Here is a 19,655-nt window from a genome sequence, read left to right as displayed (position 1 = left end):
TCGGAAGGCCGATCCGTGTGACAGAAATCTTTGCGGTATTCTCACAGACTGGCGCGATACCATCGCTTACGGCGGTTCCCGAGACGACGGCCGTTCAGCCGGGTTTCTGGTTCGCCTTGTAGAGAAACGCCAGGATCGCGGCGACGGCCCGGTAGAGTTGTGGTGGGATTTCCTGGTCGATGTTTAGCTTGCTCAGCACCGTGACGAGTGCTTTGTCCTCGCGGACCGGCACGCCGTTCTGCCGGGCGATGGCGAGCATCCGGTCGGCGGTGGCCCCGGTGGCCTTCGCGACGATCTTCGGCGCGCCGGCTTCCTTCGGATCGTACTTCAGCGCGACGGCTCGCTTGCGGCCCGGCTCAGCCATGTTACACCCTCACATCGACGACGGAAGTCGTGTCGGCCCGGCCCGCCGCCATCGCGTTCGCCTGCTGACGGCGGCGGTCGGGCAGGTCACTCGCCGGGCGGACGTCGAGCAGCACATCGCGGAAGCCGCTGGCCCGCAACTCCGTTTCCAGTCCGGCCAACTCCGGCCGGACCTGTTCGCGGGCGGTGGTCGAATCGAGGTACAGCACCGCCCGCAGGTGATCGCCGTCTACGCTGGCGTCGATGTACGTTTCGCCGAGTTCGGTCAGCGGCACGTGCATCAGCAGGCGGAAACGATCCGTCCGCTCGGACGCCGATTCGCCGCCGCTGGCATCGGGTTCGATGGCCAGGTGTAGCGTCCGCCAGTTGGTCCCGTCGGGGAACGGCACCGGCACGACGAACGCCCCGGTCGATTGCTGGGCCAGCACGTTCGCGGCTTGTTGGTACTCGATGCCGTCGAGCGTCGTGCGGGCGGCCACCAGTTGCGGTGCGGCGGCGACCAGTTCGGTCAGCACCGCCTTCAAATCCTGGCCGAAGTTGATCCGCTCGCCGGCCGCGCGGCGTTCCAGTTTCGCTTCCAGGAACTGCCCGCCGTCCTTCACGAGCGATTCCAGTTGTCCGGCGTCGGTCGGCCGGGGCGTGTCGGGCAGGATCGAATCGAGGACCGTCCGCACCTTCGCGGCCCGCGGTTGATCGGCGATTTCCGTCCGCAGGTTGGGCAGACTCTCGCCGAGCGGCGGCGGCTTGTCCTGGCGGAGAATGTCGCCGACCGTCGCGATGGGCGAATCAACGGCGACGGGGGTGGTCCGAATCGTCTGGGACGCGGCGATGGGCGTCGGTCGGGTGACTTCGAGTTGGCCGTTCGGCGAAAGCGCGACCGTGACCGCGTCGCCGATGTTCAGCGACAAGGCCGTGCGGACCGTCAATTGCTTCCCGGCCACGTCGAGGGTGGTTGCACCGTTCAACACGTTCGAGACTACGGCCGAGAGCAACGCCCCGACCGGCAAGCCGCCCACGTCACCGCCGATCAACCGGGCGACGTTAGCCGACTGTTGGGCGGCAATCGCCGCGAGCGGGCTGCTGGTGGTGGGCTGAATCTGCATGACCGCAGTTTAGCCTAATTTCCCGGGCCGCGGGAATACCGCCTGTGGACGCCACGACCGGACTTCTACAGTTGTGTGCCGCGAGTGGGGCGTCTTGATGCAGTGGGGCGAATAATCCGCACAATCGTTCAACTCTGCCCAGTCTGCCGGTCGAAGAATGCGAAATGACACCGACCGCGTTTGGCTTTAACCTGCTCACCCAGTCGATGACCGTGGCCGCCCTCCGGCACCGGGTGATCGCCAACAATATCGCGAACGTGAACACGCCGAACTACAAGGCGATGGAAGTAACGTTCGAGGACGAACTGTCCAAACACCTCGGGCAACCGGCCACCGTGAAGCCGGTGGTGACGGAGTCCGACGGCCCCGAGCGGGTCGACGGCAACAACGTGGACATCGACAAAGAAATCAACGCGATGACCAAGAACAGCCTGCTCTATCAGGCCGCGTCGCAAATCCTGGCGAGCCGCGTCGGGTCGTTGCGGTCCGCGATTTCCGGCCGCTAATCCGGACGAATCCAGGGAGCGTCTCATGCCGTTCAACAACCTCTTCGCGGCCACGGCCATCAGCAGTTCCGGCATGACGGCCGAGCGCTTCCGCATGGAAGTGATCGCGAACAACATCGCCAACGCGAACGCCACCAAGAGCGCCAACGGCGGCCCGTACCGCCGGCAGGACGTGGTCTTCGCCGAAGTGCTCGGGCAGGAAGCCGGCAAGCACGGCCCGCCGACCCTCGGCGGCGTGCAGGCGGTCGAGTTGGTCGAAGACCAGACGGAGTTCCCGCGGGTTTACAACCCGAGCCACCCCGACGCCGACGAGACCGGCTACGTGAAGTTGCCGAACGTGCAGTTGCCGATCGAGATGGTCAACCTCCTGACCGCGAGCCGCTCCTACGAAGCGAACCTGAAGGCAATTCAGACCTTCCGCCAGATGAGCGAGCAAGCACTGTCGCTGCTTCGGACGTAACATTTTCTGACCCGCCGCTTCTGCTCCGAGTTCCAACCCAGTCAAACCCGCGTTGACCGCACACAGGAGTTTCGTTATGGGCGTGGAATCCGTGGGAACTCTTGCTCCGTTAACGCCGCTCGCGCGGCCGACCGGGGCGGTCAGCGACACCAACCCGGCCGGGGGATTTGGCCAGGTTTTGGGGTCGCTCTTGAACGAGAACCAACAGGCGAACGCGGCCGCCGACGCGGCCGTTAACGACCTCGTGACGGGGCAGTCGCAAGACCTGCACACCGTCTCGGCCGCGGTCGCCCAGGCGGACCTGTCGTTCCGGCTCATACTGGAACTGCGGAACCGCCTGACCGAAGCGTTCCAAGAAGTCTCACGGATGCAGATATAGGGGCCGTGCGGTGGTCGAACTAGCGACCCGCACGCGGTGGCGTTTCGGGGGCACGGATGGATCCGCTTCAGCGGCTACTGACGCAGCTGCGCACCTTTTGGAGCGGACTGGGGACCCTGCGCAAAGTCCTCCTCGTCAGCGTCACGCTGCTCGTGTTCGCGGCGCTCGCGGCCTTCTCGATCCTCTCGACCGGCACGGCCGAGTACACGCCGCTGGTGACGAACCAGGCACTCGAAGACGTGCAGCCGATCGTCACGAAACTGAACGCCCTGGCCATTCCGAACAAGCTCATCAACGGCGGCACGGGCGTTTCCGTCCCCTACGAACGGCACGCCGAGGCGAAGGTGGCCCTCGCGGCCGACAACCTTCCCGCCCGCGGCGGCAAAGGGTACGAACTCTTCGACTCGGCCTCACTCGGGGCAACGCCGTTCACGCAGAACGTCAACTACCAGCGGGCGATCCAAACGGAACTCGCCCGGATGATCATGAAGTTGGCCCCGGTCGAGTCGGCCCAGGTGATGATCGCCCGGCCCGAGCCGACGCCGTTCGTGCGCGACCAGCGGCCGCCCACGGCCAGCGTCGTCCTCAAGCTCAAGCCGAACATGGCCCTGGCCCCGTCGGCGGCCGCGGGCATCGTGGCGATGGTCGCCGGCAGCGTGGACGGCCTGAAGGCGGAGAACGTCACCGTACTGGACGCCGCCACCGGCCTGCCCCTGTCCGACCCCCACGCCCGCGAACGCGACCAAATCCCTGCGGCCCAGATCGAGTACCGGCGGTCGCTCGAAGAGTACCTGGCGAAGAAGGCCGAGGACATGCTCAACAAGTCGCTCGGCCTGGGCCGGGCGGTGATCCGCGTCAGCGCCGATATCAATTTTCAACGGCTCAAAGAGCGGCAGGAGACGTTCTCACCGGACGGCAAGGTCGTCATCGCCGAGCGGAACACGACTTCGCAGAGTACCACGCCGCCGCGCGGCGGTGGTGTCACCGGGGCACGGAGTAACATCGCCCCGGCCGGTGGCATTTCGGGTGGCGGCGGGAGCGGTAATTCGAAGGAAGAAGTGCTGAACGCCGATTACGTGGTGTCGAAAACGGTCCGCGAACTGGAGGGCGATCGGGCCGTGTTGCAACGGCTGAACATCGCCGCGATGATCGACCTGACGCCCGCGGAAGGCCAACCGGCCCCGACGATGACCGTGGCCGACGCGGAAGCGATCATTCAGCAGGCCGTGGGCTTCACCGCCAACCGCGACCAGATCAAGGTTTCGAACGTCCGCCTCACGTCGCCGATTGCGACCGCCGGTCCGACCGAGGCCGAAGAAGAGGCCGCGAAACTGGCGAAGATTCAAACGTACGTGTCCCTGGCCCGGAACATCAGCCTGGCGGTGGCCGTCGCCCTGGCCCTGGCGTTGGTCCCGTTGACGATGCTCCGCCGCCGGGCGCGCCCGGCCCCCACGCCGGCCGCGGACGAGACGTCGAAACCGCCACCGGAACCGACGCCGGAGGAGCGGCGGCAGCAGATGCTCGATAGACTGAAGGAGCTGGCCCGGACCGACCCGGACCGCGTGGCCGAGGCGATGACGATGCTCGCGGGGGCGAAGTCGTGAAAGGGTGAACGGGTGACACGGTAAAAGGGGTGCAAGGTGGCCCCTTCAGCGTGCCGCCCGTTCACCCTTCACTCTGTACGGCGAATGAAACTACGATGCCCGATGTGAACGGCGAACAACTGGCCACCGCGCTCATCCGGGCGCTGCCGTCCGATCTGGTCGAGCAATTGCTCAGCCGGATGGGGCCGACGGCCGAGCGGTTGCGCGCGAACCTGCTGACGAACGCCGCCCCGGCTTCGCCGGCCGATCTTGACACCGCCCTGACGGAATTCTTCGACCTGCACCGCATCCTCGGCCGCGGCTACCTCCCGGGGGCGGCCGCCGCTGGCGAATACCGTCCGGTGGCGCAATCGTCCGACACTGTTTCTTTGCAAGCCGCGCCCGACGACCCGATCGAGGAGTTGAAGAAACTCTCGACCGACCGCCTCATTCGGGCACTCGAAGGGGAACCGCCCTCGGCCATCGCTCTCATTCTCACGTGCCTGGAACCAACCGTCGCGGGGCAGGTGATGAAGGGCATGCCGGCCGAGGTGCGGGCCGACATCGCAATGCGGTACTCGCAACCCGGCCCCCGGAACTTCGCCCTCGTCAACCAGATCGCGAAGGCGGTCGCGGAGAAGGGGAACGGCCTCATCGACCAGCCGACGGAAGCCGTCGGAGCCGACCGCATCGCCGACCTCGCCGCCATGCTCCGCGGCCTGCCGCGAGCGGAGCGGCTGGCCGTGTTGCAAAAGATTGAGGCCGCCGACCGCGACCTCGCCGACAGCGTGAAGGCGAAACTGTTCCGCTTCAGTGACCTGAACAAGATCGAGGACCGACCACTTCAACAGATGCTCACGCAGTTGAACTTGCGAACGATTGCCACCGCGTTGAAGGGAGCGGACGAAGCGGTTGCTGCGAAGATCGTGAAGAACATTTCTGCCCGCACGCGAGAACTATTGACCGAAGAGATGGAAATGATCGGCAACGTCTCCCAGGCGAAAAATAAGGAGGCCCAGGATGAGATCCTGGCCGTCCTGCGGCAGTATGAAGAGGAAGGAAAAGTATCGCTCGAAGATTAATCCCCCATCTTCAAAAACACCCTTCATATGGTGTGGACTTCCCAGCTTTCTGCCGTGAGTAGAATCAGCTCGAATCGGTCAAAGAAATCTGCTGAAATTCCCTCGATAATGCTTTCACTTCCAACAACGATACGCTACTAAGCTATCGCGAGAACGCACCGTGGTTCTGCTCTGAGTTGCTCACGGCTGGCAACGATTTCGCCCACAGCAGAATCGGCCCAACGGATTAAGGACTCCCTCGGATGGGAAGACCGAACTCCACACCCGCGACGTTCCGAGTGAGCTTCAGCGGACGGCTTTCGAACGCTGTTAGCGTTTCGCCGAACGCGCCGCTGCCGCCGTTCCGTCGACCGACTCCTGTGGCGCCCGCCACGCCCGTCATTCCCATACCGCAAATTCCCCAGAACCTCTCGGACACCGCGATCGGCCGCGACATGGCCGCCGACCGCAAGATGATCCAGACGACGCTGGCCACGATTCAAGCGAAGGTCGCGGAACTGAGCCGCCAACAGGCGGCTAACCTCGACGGCCTTCAGAACGCCGCCGTCGAACTCGCCCTGACCATCGCCGTGCAGTTGCTGCACCGCGAGGTGTCGGCCGACGAGTTTCCGGTCGAGGCAATGGTCCGCGACATGGCGGCCGAACTCGTCAACGACACGCCGGTCACGGTCTGGCTGAACCCCGACGACTTGAAATTGCTCGAACGCCGACTCGGCGGTCAAAGACTCCTGTCCGGCGATGACCCGAAACTGGTGGCGGACGACAGTCTGCAACGGTGTGAGTGCCGTGTCGAGGGTGGTAACGGTTCGCTGGTCTTGTCCGACCCGACCCGCCACCTGCAAGAAATTCGCGATGACCTCCTCAGGAATTTGGCTGATGCCCGAACTGCTCGAACTGCGTAAGACGCCCACGCTCGGTCTCGACGTGACCAAGCTGAGCCGCAGTATTTCCATGACGCCGCTGTACCGCCAAGGCGGCACGCTCAAGAGCGTCACCGGCCTGCTGACCAGCAGCGTGCAGGCGGCCGTCGGCGACCACTGCGCGATCATGCCGAAGAAGGGCGAGCCGATCCTCGCGGAAGTCATCGGCTTCGAGAACAACCTCTCGCAACTCGTCCCGTTCGACCCGGTGGACAACCTGACGCCGGGGATGCCGGTGTTCCGCAAGGGCGGCAGCCTGACGGTTCCGACCGGCCCGCGGTTGCTCGGCCGCGTGATCGACGGCCTCGGCCGCCCGCTCGACGGCAAGGGGCCGATCGGCGACTGTCCCCGCCAACCACTCAACCGCCCGGCCCCGGCCGCGATGGACCGTGCCCGCATCCGCGAGCCGTTCGTCAGCGGCATCCGCGCCATCGACAGCACGCTGACCCTCGGCCACGGCCAACGGGTCGGCATCTTCGCCGGTTCGGGCGTCGGCAAGAGCACGCTCCTCGGCGAAATGGCGAAGGGTGCGAAGGCCGACGTGAACGTGATCGCCCTGATCGGCGAACGCGGCCGCGAAGTCGCCCCGTTCCTTGAAGACTGCCTCGGGGCGGAAGGCCTGGCCCGGTCGGTGATTATCGTCGCGACGTGCGAGCAAACGCCGCTGATGCGGGTCCGGGCGACGCAGGCGGCCATCGCCATCGCCGACTCGTTCCGCGACAACGGTGAGCAAGTCCTGCTCATGATCGACAGCCTCACGCGGTTGGCCCTGGCCCAGCGGGAACTCGGCCTCCTCCGCGGTGAGCCGCCGTCCTCCCGCGGCTACACGCCGAGCGTCTTCCAGGTTCTCGCGAACACGATCGAACGCCTCGGCAACGCCTCCGTCGGCGGCATCACGGCCCTGTTGACCGTGCTCGTGGACGGTGGCGATCTGGACGAGCCGATCGCCGACGCGGTGCGGTCCTTCGTGGACGGCCACATCGTGCTGGACCGCAAAATTGCCGAACGCGGCATTTACCCGGCCATCGACGTGTCGAAGAGCATCAGCCGGATCGCGACCGACGTGGTGTCGAAGGACCACTCCCTGGCCGCCCGGAAGTTGCGGTCGATCCTGGCGACGCACGCCGACATCCTCGACCTGATCCGCGTGGGGGCTTACAAGAAGGGCAACAACCTGAAGGACGACAAGGCGATCGAACTGATGCCGCGGATCGAGAAGTTCCTGAAGCAAGACATCGGCGAGCGGGCGAACTTCGAGCAAACGCGGGCGGCGATGATGGAACTGACGCGCGAGTGGAACTTCTGAGATTGGCGAGCCGAGCACCGTAAGGTGCCGGGTGAGTCGCAGCAGATCGCCTTGACGCGAACTGCCCACCTTGTCATATCTCCGCCTTCGGAGGCGATTGCCCGTGAAGCGATTTGAGTTCTCGATGGACCGCGTGCTGAAGGTGAAGTCGCAATTGAAGCGAATCGCCGAGGCGGAGGAAGCCCGAGCCGAGCAAGTGTTCATCGCCGCCCGGACGGTCGTGGACGGCGTGAAGGTTCAGCAAGTTCGCGTGGCCGAGGCGCTCAGCGGCAAACTCGGGCAGGGCGTTTCGCCGTGCCAGTGGGTGAACGTGTTCGAACTCTCCGAGAACCTCAGCCGGCAACTCGCCGCGGCGGAACAGGCCGCGAGCGCCGCCGAGGCAAAGTGGAAGATCGCTCAAGAGGAGCGCAAGACCGTGGCCGGCGAAGTGGAAGCCCTGACGTCTCTGCGCCAACAAAAGTGGGACGCCTGGAAGCGGGAGCGCGAGGCGAAGACTCAGGAACAACTCGACGAAATCAGCCTGCGGCGGTGGATGGCCGCACAAGAGGATCGGAACGAGGCGGCTCGAAACGAGGCAGCGTGACACCATGAAAAATCTCATCATCTTGGCACTGACGTCGATGCTGTTGTTCTCCGTATCGGCAGGCTTGTCGATGTGGTTGAAGCAGTCGAAGGAAGAGGCGGCCAAGCCCGAGGCGAAAAAGGACGAGCCGAAGAAGGACGCCGACAAAGAGAAGAAGGCCGAGAAGGACGACCACGGTAAGCCGGCCGACAAGGGCGACCACGCGAAGCCGGCCGAGAAGGGTCACGGCCCCGAGACTTCGCACGCCGACACCGGCGATCTGGCCCGCAGCCGGGAGCGCGAAGAGAAGTTGCAGAAGCGCCTGGAACAGATCGAGATCGTGCTGCAAGACGCCCGCGAGCAGCGCGAGGTGCAGGACAAGTTATCCAAGCAGGTGGCCACCGAAACGAAGGCCACGCTGGAGCGGAACATCGAACTCGACAACCGGGCCTCAACGCTTCAGAAGCAGCGGGACGAGTTGGAAAAGTCCGTCGCCGAGGTCAAGAAGACGCCGCTGCCGGCGGACTTGAAGAAGGCCCAGGCGGAAGCCGACGCGGCCGAGGCGAAGAACCTGGAGAAAGTCGCGTCCGTCGTGGAAGCGATGCCGACGGACAAGGCGGCCCTGCAACTGCAAGAGATGGCCAACGACGGCAAACTCGAAACGGTCGTGAAGGTGCTCGGCAAGATGAAGGAGCGACAGACCGCGAAGATTCTCGCGGAGATTCCCGACATCGCGCTGGCCGGCCAGCTTCTCGACAAGATGCGCTCGACGAAACGCCCGGCCCCGGCCCCTGAAGCCGCCGGCCACTGAGAAGTGACGGATCGTCAGGATGATGACACAATCCCCGGGTTCGAAGGACCGAACCGATGGCCCCCACCCCTGTCGCCAAGCCTGCGCCGAATAAGCTCGTCCCGATCGGGGTGGCCGTCGTCGTCGCAGGATTCGTGCTGCCGCAACTCATCGGCGGTTCGCCATCGCCCACGCCGGCAACTAACGCCCCCGATTACGTCGGCTTCCTGCTGAAGATGCTCCTCGGCCTCGGCGTTCTCGCCGGGGCGTGCGTTGTCTTCGTGCGCTGGAAGAAGCCCGGCCCGGTCGCCACCGGGAACATGGAAATCCTGGCCACGGTGACGCTCGCGTCGCGCGGCCTCGTCCACCTCGTTCGGGCCGGTGACCGCCGACTGCTGATCGGCGTAGACCACGCCGGCGTGAAGGCCGTCACGGAACTGCCCGGCCCGCTGCCGTCGACCGTCGTCGGTCCGTTCCGCCTCTCGCCGGAGGCCGTGTAATGGCCGACATCGCCGACGTACTCACCCGCCCCGACGGGCTGAACCTCGCCAACGCCTCGCCGCCGGTGCAACTCGCGCTGACGCTCGGCCTGACGGCTCTACTGCCGGCAGCGCTGATGGCCGTGACGTGCTTCACGCGCGTCATCATCGTGCTGTCCTTCGCCCGGCAAGGGCTGGGCACGCAGAACGTGCCGCCGAACCAGGTGCTCATCGGTCTAGCTATGTTCCTCTCGCTGTTCATCATGCAGCCGACGATCAACGAGATCGACCGCACGGCCCTGCAACCGTACCTGAACAAGACTCTCAGTGGCCCCCTCGCGATCCAGAAGGCGGCCGACATTCACAAGCAGTTCTTGCTGAAACACACGCGCAAGCAAGACCTGACGCTGTTCCTGCACCTGTCGAAGACGACCGTGAACACGCCCGAGGAGACACCATTCCTGACGCTCGTGCCGGCGTTCATGATTAGCGAACTGAAGACCGCGTTCATCATGGGCTTCTGCATCTACCTGCCGTTCCTGATGGTGGACCTCGTCGTGTCCAGCGTGCTGACGGCGATGGGCATGGTGATGATGCCGCCGGTGACGATCTCCGCCCCGTTCAAGATTCTGCTGTTCGTGCTGGCCGACGGCTGGCACATGGTGGTTCACGCGGTCGCGAGTAGTTACGGCTAAGAAATTGGCCACGGATGAGCACTGCGAAGACAGATCAGAAGACGTGAGAATGCTCGTTAGTTAAACTCCGGATGGAGGTCGCGCGATGGCAGGGAGTTTTGCCGAGCGCTATCGCAAGTTACTTGCGGACATCACCGGCAATTCGTCTTCGAATTACGGCTACTCCTTGCGAGCGGTCGAAACAGCCGAGGTTCAACTTGGTCTGAGAATTCCCGACGCTCTGCGAGATTATTACTTGTCGGTGGGTCGTCACGAACTGAACCACGTCCACAACCGCATCTTATCACCCGACGACCTCTCGGTATCGCAAAGGCGGCTGGTGTTTCAAGAAGAAAATCAATGCGTCTTGTACTGGGGCGTGCGGGCGAGAACAACGGCGGTCGACCCGATGGTCTTTCAGACAATGGATTTCGAAGACGGTGATTGGGTGGCCGAGACAAGGTGTTCTCAGTTCCTACCGGGGATGCTCTGCTGGTATGCAACCGGTTCGATGCCGCACGCCGGCTACTCCGATCAAATGGACGCCGTTGTTGCCCGCCGCTTGATGAGAGGTTGGCCACTTGCGGGGCGTAGTGGGGTCCACTCGGCTTTCGTGCGTAACGGACAAGTCGTTTGTGTTGAAGAATCGGGTGCCGGCGTGATGATGAGCCTCGGAACCCGGAGTAGCAAGGATTTCAAGGCTTTGGTATCTGAACTGGGGATCGGCATCCATGAGAGGTGAGAGGTATTCACGATGTCCCCCGAACAGACGATCAACCTGATTCAAGAACTGTTCTTCACCGCGATGCTGGTGGCGATGCCGGCGCTCGTCGTCAGCCTCATCATCGGCCTCGTCGTGAGCATCTTCCAGACGGTCACGAGCATTCAGGACCAGACACTGAGCTACGTGCCGCGGATCGTGTTCGTCGGCATCGCGATTATCGTCACGCTCGGCTTCACTCTTCAGCAGGCCATCGAGTTCACCCAGAGGATGATGCGATACGCCGCGGAGGCGGGCCAATGACGCCCGCAATTGCGGCTTACGTCGGCCTGCTGCTCGCCCGCGTCGGCACGTTCGTCGCGGTGATGCCGCCGTTCGCGGCCCGGACGCCGCGGACGGTGCGGGCCGCGTTTGCCATCGCGCTCACCGCGTTCTACCTCGCGGCCGCCCCGCCGACGTGGGACGGCGATTTCGCAAAGACGGCCGGTGACGTGGACCCGCTACGGTACGCGCTCGCCCTCGTGCGGGAAGCGTTGATCGGCGCGAGCATGGGGTTCGTCTTCGCGCTGTTCCTGCTGCCGGCTCGCATCGCTGGCGAGTTCGTCACTCAACAGATCGGCCTGAATGCCTCGCAGGCGCAAAGCCCTAGCGGGGCGGAAGGCGGCGGGCCGTTCACGATCATCTTCGAAACGACCGCCGGCCTGCTGTTCCTCGGCGTGGACGGCCACCACCTGGCAATTACGGCCCTGCACGCTTCGTTCGCCAAGTTCCCGCTCGGTGGCCCCGGTCTGCCGGAGTTCGGCCCGCACCTCGCCGCCCTTAGCACCGCTTACGAAGCCGGGATGTTGCTCGCCGGACCGCTAGCGTTGTGCCTGTTCCTGCTCAGCGTTTGCCTCGCGATCATGACCCGCGTGGCCCCGCAACTGAACGTCTACTCCATCGGCTTCACGATCCAGACGATCGTGGCCCTGCTCGGCGTGCTGTTCCTGCTGCCGGAGATCGTCCGCGGTCTGGCGTTCGCGGGGGCCGCCAACGTGGACGCGGCGAATTTCCTGGTGAGATGACCGATGGCGGAAGACACCGACCCGGAATCGAAAACCGAGGACGCGAGCCCGAAACGCCGCGAGGACGCCCGCAAGCAGGGCCAGATTCCGTTCAGTGCGGAACTGGTCGGGGCGGCGGTCCTCCTCGCGGGTATCATCGCGCTCTCGTCCTTCGGCAAGCCGCTCGGCGAAGCGATGCTGGGCGTTTTTCGCCACGACATCCCGCAAGCGTTCCGCGGCGACCTCACCGCCGTCGACGTGCAAATGCTCATCGCCCGGCTCACGCTCGTCGCCCTCTCCGCGCTCCTCCCGATTCTGGGCATTCTCCTCGCCGCCGGGGTCGCCACCAGCGTCGTGCAGGCCGGCTTTCAGATCACGCCGGAACGGCTGGAGTGGAAGTTCGACCGCCTCAACCCGGTTAGCGGGTTCGGGCGGCTGTTCTCGTTCGCGTCGGTGGTGAAGGGCGGTCTGGGCATCCTGAAGGTGCTGGCCGTCGGCGGCGTGGCGTACTTTATCGTCGTCAGCCGGGTCGGCGTCATCACCAGCCTTGGCCACGGGACCGTCGGCGGGGCGGTCGTCGCGTCGTGGGGCCTCGTCACCCGCCTCGCCCTCTACCTTGCCGCTGCGGCCGTTCTCATTTCGATCATCGACTACGTCTACCAACGCCGGCGGTTCGAGACGCAACTGCGGATGACGAAGCAGGAAGTGAAGGAGGAGGCGAAGGAGTCGGACGGCGACCCGCAACTCAAGGCGCGGATGCGGCAAATCGGCCGCGAGCGGGCCAAGCGGAAGATGTTGTCCGAAGTGCCGAAGGCGACGGTGGTGATTACCAACCCGACGCACTACGCGGTGGCCCTGCGGTACGATACGACCCGGGACGCGGCCCCGGTGTTGGTGGCAAAGGGAGCCGGGGCGTTCGCGGAGCGGATCCGGCAACTCGCTCGCGAGAGCGGGGTGCCGGTGATGGAGCGGCCGCCGCTGGCCCGGGCGCTGTACAAGAGCGTGAAGGAAGGGCAGCCGATCCCGGCCTTACTGTTCCGTGCCGTTGCGGAATTGATCGCCCTCGTGTATCGCCTGCGCGGGGCGGGTATCACCCCGTAGCCCGGCTCAGGTGGGGGCGCAAAATTCGCACGTTTGCCCTTCGGCGGGAGCGAACTTTGCGGACCGCTACCTGAATTCGCCGGGATTTCCGCGCAGAAAATCCCGAACCGGCCGCCCCCGACGGCCGGTTTACACTAAATACTTTTGTCGGTTTAACCGGCAGTTTCAGGACGAACAATGGCGACGCCGGCCCCGGCCAACCCGGTCGTGACGACCCTGCAGCGCAGCGAGATGGTTCTCTCCTTGTCGCTGCTCGGCTTGTTGGTGGTGTTCCTGGTTCCGCTGCCCACGATCGTCCTCGACATGCTGCTTGCGGTGAACCTGAGTACCACGGTGTTGCTGCTTCTGGTCACGCTCAGCGTGAAGAAGCCATTAGATTTTTCGACGTTCCCGTCGCTACTTTTGCTACTAACTTTGTTCCGCCTCGGATTAAACGTGGCGACGACAAGGTTGATCCTGCTGAACGGGGACGCCGGTGAGATCGTGTTGGCGTTCGGGAAGTTTGTGGTCGGCGGGAACCTGATCGTCGGCCTGGTGATCTTTGCCATCTTGATCGTGATTCAGTTCGTGGTCATCACGAAAGGGGCCGGTCGCGTCTCGGAAGTGGCGGCCCGGTTTACCCTGGACGCGATGCCCGGCAAGCAGATGGCGATTGACGCCGAAATGAACGCCGGGTTGATCGACGAAGCGGAGGCAAAGAAACGCCGCACAAACCTGATGCGGGAGAGCGAGTTCTACGGCACCATGGACGGGGCCAGCCGGTTCGTCCGCGGCGACGCGATCGCGGCCGTGCTGATTACCGGCGTCAACATGATCGGCGGGATCATCACCGGCCTCATCAACGGCCAGTCGGTCCTCGAAGCCATCAACAAGTATTCGATCCTGACCATCGGCGACGGGCTGATTACCCAGATTCCCGCCCTTATCACCGCGACGGCCTCCGGCCTCTTGGTGACGAAGGCGTCGAGTGGTGATAGCCTCGGCGAAGAACTCAGCGGGCAGGTGCAGACCAGCATCGCGCCGCTCCGCCTCGGGTCGATCATCGTCCTCGGTCTCGCATTCGTGCCCGGCCTGCCGAAACTCCCGTTCATCTTCCTGAGCGTGATGCTGTTCGTACTGGCCCGGCGACTGACGGCCCAGGCGAACGCCGCTCCACCGCCGTCCGCGACGACGCCGGGCGCAGCCGGCACGCCGGGAGCGCCCGGGGCATCGGCCGAACCGCCGAAGTCGACGCTCGAAAGTTACGTGGACGACTTCCTCCAGTCCGACCGCATCAGCCTGGAGATCGGCACGGCCCTGATTCCGATGGTGTCGTCGAAGCGGGGGCCGAGCCTGCTCGACCGCATCGGCGGCCTGCGGCGGGACATCGCGAAACAAAACGGCCTGTGGGTGCCGGCCGTGCGGGTGCGGGACAACATTCAACTGGATTCCCAGACCTACCGCGTGCTGGTCGGTGGGCGGGAAGTGGCCCGCGGCAGCGTGCGGCCCGACCAGTGGCTGGCCATCGACCCGAGCGGCCAGGGCCGAATCATGATCGACGGCGAAGACGCCCGCGAACCCGCCTTCGGCCTGCCGGCGAAGTGGATTTACGAACCGGACCGCGGCCGGGCCGAGATGAACGGCTACACCGTGGTCGACGCCCCGAGCGTGCTGATTACGCACCTCGGCGAAGTGGTGCGGAAGCACGCCCACGAGTTGCTGAGCCGGGAAGACTTGAAGGGGCTGGTGGATAAGGTTCGCGAAACGTCGCCGGCCGTGGTGGACGAACTGATCCCGACCGTGATGACGATGGGCGGCCTGCACCGGGTGCTGACGCTGCTCTTGCAAGAGCGAGTGCCGATCACGAACCTGGCCCGCATCATGGAGAGCCTCGCGGCCCACGGGCCGACGATCAAAGACCCGAGCGACCTGACGGAAAAGGTGCGGACGGACATCGGCCGGACGATCTGCGACCGCTTCCGCGACGCGAACGGCCGCATCCGAGCACTGGTTCTCGACCCGCGGCTGGAAGTGGAACTGCGGCGGTCGGTACAAGGGCAGCAGTTGGTGTTCGACTTCGCCCGGCTGGAAGCGATGACCATGCGGCTCAAGGCCGAACAAGACCGGGCGGCTCAACGGGGCATTGAAGTGGCGCTGCTCTGTGATTCGAGCCTCCGCCGGGCGATGCGAAACGCCCTGTCCCGCACGCTGAACGACCTGGCGGTGATTTCCTACCAGGAGATCCCGACCGACATGCTGATGGAACCGGTGGCGATGATCCGGCTGGAAGAACTGGTCGCCACCCCCGCAGCCGTGAGTGGAATGTTCGAACCGACCGCGGCGGGATCGTAACCCGCGAGACGACCGCCCTGATGGACACCCTGAGAGTTCGCCCGTGAGCAGTAACAGTGAAGCCGTCCAGAAGTACCAGCGAGTCGCGACGCAGAGTCGGCGCGACGAGTTGATTCTGTCGCACCTGCCGCTCGTCAAGCACGTCATCGGCCGACTGGTCGGCGAGTTGCCCCCCGGCGTGGACGTGGAGAACCTGGAATCAGCCGGCGTCCTCGGCCTCGTCGAAGCGGCGGGCAAGTTCGACCCGACGCGAAACGCCCAGTTCAAGACGTTCGCCTACCTGCGGATTCGCGGGGCGGTGTACGACGAACTCCGCCGCAACAGCCCGCTGCCCCAGCACATGCTCGAACGAGTGTCGGCCGTACGGAAGGCCCAGCGGACGCTGCCGGCTCCCGTCAGCGTCGAGGCCATCGCGGCCGAGGTCGGCATGACCGTGGACGACGTTCTCGACACCCTGGCGGCCGACCGCTTCGTGAAGATGGTGTCGTGGGAGCAGACCGCACAACCGAACGGCATGGCCCCGATCGAGACGATGGCCCCGCCCGAGGCGGAAGTCGAACGCTGGGAGTCCGTGCAGCACCTGACGGAAGCGATCGAGAACCTCGCCCCGAAGGAGCGCACGGCGGTGACGCTCTACTACCGCGAAGAGTTGCGGCTGCGGGAAATCAGCGAGGTCATGAAGCTCTCGCCGTCGCGGATCAGCCGCCTCATCACGCGGGCCTTGTTCGAACTCGGCGAAGTTTTGAAGGCGCGATCCCGGGTCGGGGCGGACACGTTTGCCGGCGTGTGACCCGCGTCCGGCTTCGCATTGACAGGCCGCGCAGCTTCGCTATACCCGGCACGCATCCCGGCCACCGTTATTGGGGAGGTGGTGGCACATGACGATGGAACCCGAAGCTCTGACGCCGGCCGTACTGGGCGGGCAACAGGTGAAAGTGTCGAGCGACACCGTTCGCATCGGCGCGCCGGTGGCCCACGTCAAGCACGGGGAGCCGACGATTCAACTCGTCCGCGAGGACGGCGTGATCCGGGCCATCGACATCACGTGCGGCTGCGGCGAACGCATCCGCATTCAGTGCGACTACGCCTGAGCAAGGTTCACTCTCAAGGAAGGGGGGGGTCGGTGCGAGCGTTCCACGTCGTCTTCATCGTTGTTGCCCTCCTGGCGTCGGTCGGCTGTACCGGCGTTCCGGGCAAATCGCCCCTAAAAACCTTCGATCAATCTCTCGGATCGACCGCCGCCTTGGCACGCCCTCAGGCCCCGCTGTCGTCGTCGGATTCGAACTTCGCCAGTGGGAACCAACGGTCGGGGGCAACGGCCGTCTCGGGCGGTGCGTTTCCGGCCGATAACCCGCCGCCAGCCGGCGGCCGCTCGACCTGGGACGGCCTGACGCCGCCCGAACCGTCCACGCGGACCGCGCCACCCCTGCCGATCGCGCCGGACCCGCACACGCGGGCCACGCCGACCGTCACCGGCCGGACGCTGGCCCTGAACCCGGCCGAGAACGGCACCGATCGGGCCGTGGAGTTGGCCCGCAAGATCGAGCAGTTGCAGGCCGAGAACAAGGCGCTGCAATCGCGGATCGCGGCTCTGGAACAGAACGCCACGACACGCGAGGAGGCGACCGCCGAGAGCCTGCGGGAAGTCGAGGCGGCGACCGTGGAAGTGATCCGGTCGAAGAACGAATTGAAGGCGTACAAGAAGGCCGTGCTGGTTCTGAAAGATCAGATTCGGCAGACGGAGCGCGAGGAAGTCGAGACGCTGAAGCTGATCGTGACGGAACTCGAAAAGCTGCTCGAAGAGCCGAAGGAATAACGGAAAGGGACTTCCCCATGCGGCGGCGGACGGTGCTGGTGCTGGGCGGCCTGATGGTGACGACGGGGTGTCACTCGCTCGGCGACTCGCGCCTGGCGCAGCGGATCGCCGCCCTACCCGGGTGGCCGAAGAATCAAGTGCCGCCGCTCGCGCCGACGACGTACAGCCAGTACCACCACGACGGTTGGCAATGGGGCAGCGTGTCGCGGGTGCTGGTGCTGCCGCCGTTGAACGAGTCGCCGTACACGCGGGCGAACACGGAATTTCACGCGGCCCTGACGAGCGAACTACAACGCCTCGGCCGTTTCGAGGTGGTCGCCGCCCCGCCGGACGACTGTGCCCGCCTCGCGGCGACCGTCCACCGCGACGGCTCGTTCGACGAGGCGACGATGCTCGAACTCGCCCGCATTACGCGGGCCGACGTGGTCGTTCACGCCGCGATCACGCAGTATTCGCCGTACCCCCGTCCGCGGATGGGCGTGGTGGTGCAAGTGGTCCACCCCGGGTTGGCCAAAGTCGTCGCCTCCGTGGACGGCCTGTGGGACACGACCGACGCCGGCATCGCCGAGCAGGTGCGGACGTTCTACCGCCAACGACCGAAGCCGCTGCCGCCGCGGGTGCGGAACTACCAGATCGCCAATGACGACGTCTTCGCCGAGGAGTTGGCCCTGGATTCGCCCGCCCTGTTTCAGCGGTGGGTGGCCCACGTGATCTCCGAGACGCTGTTGGGCGAAGAAGCCGCGAGCGGCGTGGCCAACCGCCAGGCACCCGCCCCCGCGCCCGTGGCTGGGGGATCGACGAGTAGTGCGTGCAGCACGTGCCCGCCGGCCCCGGTCGCGCCCCGGCGGACGTCGATTTTTCCGCTGAAACAATGACCGACGGGCCGTGTTCCGGACGGAACGCAGTTCGCCAAGAGTTGGTCTTGTGCCGCCCGCGTTTGTCGGGTTACAACGCCCACCACGCGGTGGGCTTCGAAGGGACTCACATCAGCCGCACGGATGCGAACTGGTTTCGCAACACCGTGAGGTTCATCCATGTCCGAAGAAGCCGCACCCGCCCCCGCCGCCAAGAAGAAGGGCGGCAAGGGTAAGTTCCTGATCGCGGCCGTGCTGTCCATCGCCGCCGGCGGTGCCCTGCCGATGTTCGTGAACGTGCCCGCCCTGCTCGGCAAGACGGCCGAGGCGAGCGAGGAGCACGCCACCGGCCACGTGAAGCCGAAGAAGAAGGCCGCCCACGCCGAGGAAAAGCTCGCCCCCGTGCCCTTCGGGGACGTGGTCGTGAACCTCGCGGAAGAGCGGATGACCCGCTACCTGAAGTTGAAGATCGTGCTGATGGTAGAGGAAGAGGCTGAGGCGACCGTCACGACGATGCTGGAAAAGAAGAAGTCGGCGATGAAGAGCTGGATGATCAGCCACCTGTCGGGCAAGACGGTCAAGGACGTTCAGTTCACGGTCGGCGTGAACCGCGTTCAACGGGAGATCCTGGAGCGATTCGAGGACATCCTGTACCCGAACGGGCACGGGGCCTTGAAGAACATTGTGTTCGAGGAATACTTGGTGCAATGACACAACCGGCCGCGCCTCCCGCGTTCGACTTTCGCAAACCGCCGCCCGGCGACACCGAGCGGCGGGTGGCCGCGTGGCTGACCGAAGCCTGCCGCCGCGCCGCCGTCACGTGGTCCAAGGCGTTGCCGTTCCCGGCCGAGCCGAAGGTCGGCCGTGTTGAGATCACCACCGCCGGGGCCGGCATCCGTTCACTCCCGCTCGAGGCCGTTGGGTTCGTCGTGCGGGCCTCCGAACAAGCCGACGACAACTTCCTGCTCGCGATTCCCCGGCCCGTGATCCTGCTCCTGCTCGCCGGGATGATGGGCGAGACGCCGAAGGAACTCCCCGCCGACCGCGAACTCAGCACCGTCGAACGATCCCTTTGCAATTACATGCTCCGCGAACTGCTCGTGCAGCCAATGGAGATCGCGTGGCCGCTGCCCGGCGGGATTAAACTCAAGTCCGACGCCGGCGGCCCGCCGGAAACCGTCTGGCGGCAACCGCTCGCCGACGCGGCCTACTTTGCGGAACTGACGCTGACGACGCCTCTCGGCGAGTTCGCCGTCCGCCTGCTGTTCACCCGGTCCGGCCGCCTGGAACAACTGACAACGCCGAAAGTGCGGGCCGTGCCGTCCGACGCGGCCGTGCGGACGCAGATTGAAACGCTTGTAAAGGAAATGCCGGTGGACGTGACCGTCGTCCTCGGCACCGCCGACCTGACGATGTTCGACCTGGCACGACTGGTCGCGGGGGATGTGGTACTCTTACGGCAACGGGTGAGCGAGCCGCTGGAGGCGCGCGTGGCCGGGGCGGCAAAGTTCCGCGTCTGGCCGGGCGCGGTCAGTGGCCGCTGTGCGGTGCAAGTTCAGACCGCGACGGGTTGACCCACCCC

24 protein-coding genes are annotated in these 19,655 nt (G+C 65.2%); 22 read left to right on the top strand and 2 right to left on the bottom strand.

Going from position 1 to position 19,655, the window contains the following annotated elements:
* Positions 1-94: 94 nt before the first annotated feature.
* Positions 95-364, bottom strand: coding sequence for an EscU/YscU/HrcU family type III secretion system export apparatus switch protein (locus PX52LOC_RS00925; protein WP_149108312.1), 270 nt, complete (start codon positions 362-364; stop codon positions 95-97).
* Between the two features lies 1 nt (position 365).
* Positions 366-1,466 (bottom strand): flagellar hook-length control protein FliK, encoded by a 1,101-nt coding sequence (locus PX52LOC_RS00920; protein WP_149108311.1) that lies wholly within the window; start codon positions 1,464-1,466, stop codon positions 366-368.
* A gap of 164 nt (positions 1,467-1,630) precedes the next feature.
* Between PX52LOC_RS00920 and PX52LOC_RS00915 the strand changes: the two genes are divergently transcribed.
* The 22 genes from PX52LOC_RS00915 to PX52LOC_RS00810 all read left to right on the top strand — a co-directional run bounded on the left by PX52LOC_RS00915 (position 1,631) and on the right by PX52LOC_RS00810 (position 19,647).
* Positions 1,631-1,972, top strand: coding sequence for a flagellar basal body rod protein FlgB (locus PX52LOC_RS00915; RefSeq protein WP_149108310.1), 342 nt, complete (start codon positions 1,631-1,633; stop codon positions 1,970-1,972).
* Between the two features lie 25 nt (positions 1,973-1,997).
* The gene (flgC, locus tag PX52LOC_RS00910; RefSeq protein ID WP_149108309.1) at positions 1,998-2,432 is read left to right on the top strand and encodes a flagellar basal body rod protein FlgC; all 435 of its coding nucleotides are present in this window, start codon (positions 1,998-2,000) and stop codon (positions 2,430-2,432) included.
* Positions 2,433-2,508: 76 nt separating this feature from the next.
* Positions 2,509-2,811, top strand: a complete 303-nt coding sequence (gene fliE, locus PX52LOC_RS00905) for a flagellar hook-basal body complex protein FliE (protein ID WP_149108308.1) — start codon at positions 2,509-2,511, stop codon at positions 2,809-2,811.
* A 56-nt stretch (positions 2,812-2,867) separates the two neighbouring features.
* Positions 2,868-4,415: a flagellar basal-body MS-ring/collar protein FliF gene (gene fliF / locus PX52LOC_RS00900; RefSeq protein WP_149108307.1), complete on the top strand. Its 1,548-nt coding sequence runs from the start codon at positions 2,868-2,870 to the stop codon at positions 4,413-4,415.
* A gap of 95 nt (positions 4,416-4,510) precedes the next feature.
* On the top strand, positions 4,511-5,476 hold the full coding sequence (locus tag PX52LOC_RS00895) for a FliG C-terminal domain-containing protein (RefSeq protein WP_149108306.1): 966 nt from the start codon (positions 4,511-4,513) through the stop codon (positions 5,474-5,476).
* A gap of 359 nt (positions 5,477-5,835) precedes the next feature.
* Positions 5,836-6,378: a FliH/SctL family protein gene (locus tag PX52LOC_RS00890; RefSeq protein ID WP_168218740.1), complete on the top strand. Its 543-nt coding sequence runs from the start codon at positions 5,836-5,838 to the stop codon at positions 6,376-6,378.
* On the top strand, positions 6,353-7,702 hold the full coding sequence (locus PX52LOC_RS00885) for a FliI/YscN family ATPase (RefSeq protein ID WP_246173624.1): 1,350 nt from the start codon (positions 6,353-6,355) through the stop codon (positions 7,700-7,702). Before PX52LOC_RS00890 ends, PX52LOC_RS00885 begins: the two co-directional genes overlap by 26 nt.
* A gap of 103 nt (positions 7,703-7,805) precedes the next feature.
* Entirely contained in the window at positions 7,806-8,285 is a 480-nt protein-coding gene (locus tag PX52LOC_RS00880) for a flagellar FliJ family protein (protein ID WP_149108304.1), read from the top strand.
* A 4-nt stretch (positions 8,286-8,289) separates the two neighbouring features.
* The gene (locus tag PX52LOC_RS00875) at positions 8,290-9,075 is read left to right on the top strand and encodes a MotE family protein (protein WP_149108303.1); all 786 of its coding nucleotides are present in this window, start codon (positions 8,290-8,292) and stop codon (positions 9,073-9,075) included.
* Positions 9,076-9,131: 56 nt separating this feature from the next.
* Complete coding sequence (locus PX52LOC_RS00870) at positions 9,132-9,554, top strand: flagellar biosynthetic protein FliO (RefSeq protein WP_149108302.1); 423 nt, start codon at positions 9,132-9,134, stop codon at positions 9,552-9,554.
* Positions 9,554-10,228 (top strand): flagellar type III secretion system pore protein FliP, encoded by a 675-nt coding sequence (gene fliP / locus PX52LOC_RS00865; RefSeq protein WP_149108301.1) that lies wholly within the window; start codon positions 9,554-9,556, stop codon positions 10,226-10,228. Before PX52LOC_RS00870 ends, fliP begins: the two co-directional genes overlap by 1 nt.
* A gap of 85 nt (positions 10,229-10,313) precedes the next feature.
* Positions 10,314-10,949 (top strand): hypothetical protein, encoded by a 636-nt coding sequence (locus PX52LOC_RS00860; RefSeq protein ID WP_149108300.1) that lies wholly within the window; start codon positions 10,314-10,316, stop codon positions 10,947-10,949.
* A gap of 12 nt (positions 10,950-10,961) precedes the next feature.
* On the top strand, positions 10,962-11,231 hold the full coding sequence (locus tag PX52LOC_RS00855) for a flagellar biosynthetic protein FliQ (RefSeq protein ID WP_149108299.1): 270 nt from the start codon (positions 10,962-10,964) through the stop codon (positions 11,229-11,231).
* A complete protein-coding gene (locus PX52LOC_RS00850) occupies positions 11,228-11,992 on the top strand; it encodes a flagellar biosynthetic protein FliR (protein WP_149108298.1) in 765 nt (254 codons plus the stop codon). Before PX52LOC_RS00855 ends, PX52LOC_RS00850 begins: the two co-directional genes overlap by 4 nt.
* Before the next feature lie 3 nt (positions 11,993-11,995).
* Entirely contained in the window at positions 11,996-13,072 is a 1,077-nt protein-coding gene (flhB, locus tag PX52LOC_RS00845) for a flagellar biosynthesis protein FlhB (protein ID WP_149108297.1), read from the top strand.
* Between the two features lie 177 nt (positions 13,073-13,249).
* The gene (gene flhA, locus PX52LOC_RS00840; RefSeq protein ID WP_149108296.1) at positions 13,250-15,403 is read left to right on the top strand and encodes a flagellar biosynthesis protein FlhA; all 2,154 of its coding nucleotides are present in this window, start codon (positions 13,250-13,252) and stop codon (positions 15,401-15,403) included.
* A 43-nt stretch (positions 15,404-15,446) separates the two neighbouring features.
* Positions 15,447-16,193, top strand: a complete 747-nt coding sequence (locus tag PX52LOC_RS00835; protein ID WP_149108295.1) for a sigma-70 family RNA polymerase sigma factor — start codon at positions 15,447-15,449, stop codon at positions 16,191-16,193.
* An 88-nt stretch (positions 16,194-16,281) separates the two neighbouring features.
* On the top strand, positions 16,282-16,494 hold the full coding sequence (locus PX52LOC_RS00830) for a hypothetical protein (protein WP_149108294.1): 213 nt from the start codon (positions 16,282-16,284) through the stop codon (positions 16,492-16,494).
* Between the two features lie 32 nt (positions 16,495-16,526).
* Positions 16,527-17,219 carry a hypothetical protein gene (locus PX52LOC_RS00825; protein ID WP_149108293.1) on the top strand — a complete coding sequence of 231 codons (693 nt, stop codon included), beginning with the start codon at positions 16,527-16,529 and terminating at the stop codon, positions 17,217-17,219.
* Between the two features lie 17 nt (positions 17,220-17,236).
* A complete protein-coding gene (locus tag PX52LOC_RS00820) occupies positions 17,237-18,094 on the top strand; it encodes a hypothetical protein (protein WP_149108292.1) in 858 nt (285 codons plus the stop codon).
* Positions 18,095-18,253: 159 nt separating this feature from the next.
* The gene (locus PX52LOC_RS00815) at positions 18,254-18,784 is read left to right on the top strand and encodes a flagellar basal body-associated FliL family protein (protein ID WP_149108291.1); all 531 of its coding nucleotides are present in this window, start codon (positions 18,254-18,256) and stop codon (positions 18,782-18,784) included.
* On the top strand, positions 18,781-19,647 hold the full coding sequence (locus PX52LOC_RS00810; protein ID WP_149108290.1) for a FliM/FliN family flagellar motor switch protein: 867 nt from the start codon (positions 18,781-18,783) through the stop codon (positions 19,645-19,647). The genes PX52LOC_RS00815 and PX52LOC_RS00810 overlap by 4 nt, the downstream gene beginning before the upstream one ends.
* The last annotated feature ends 8 nt before the right edge of the window (positions 19,648-19,655 follow it).

It is taken from the genome of Limnoglobus roseus (genome assembly GCF_008254045.1).
Lineage (GTDB): Bacteria > Planctomycetota > Planctomycetia > Gemmatales > Gemmataceae > Limnoglobus > Limnoglobus roseus.
This window is presented reverse-complemented; position numbering and strand designations above follow the sequence as displayed.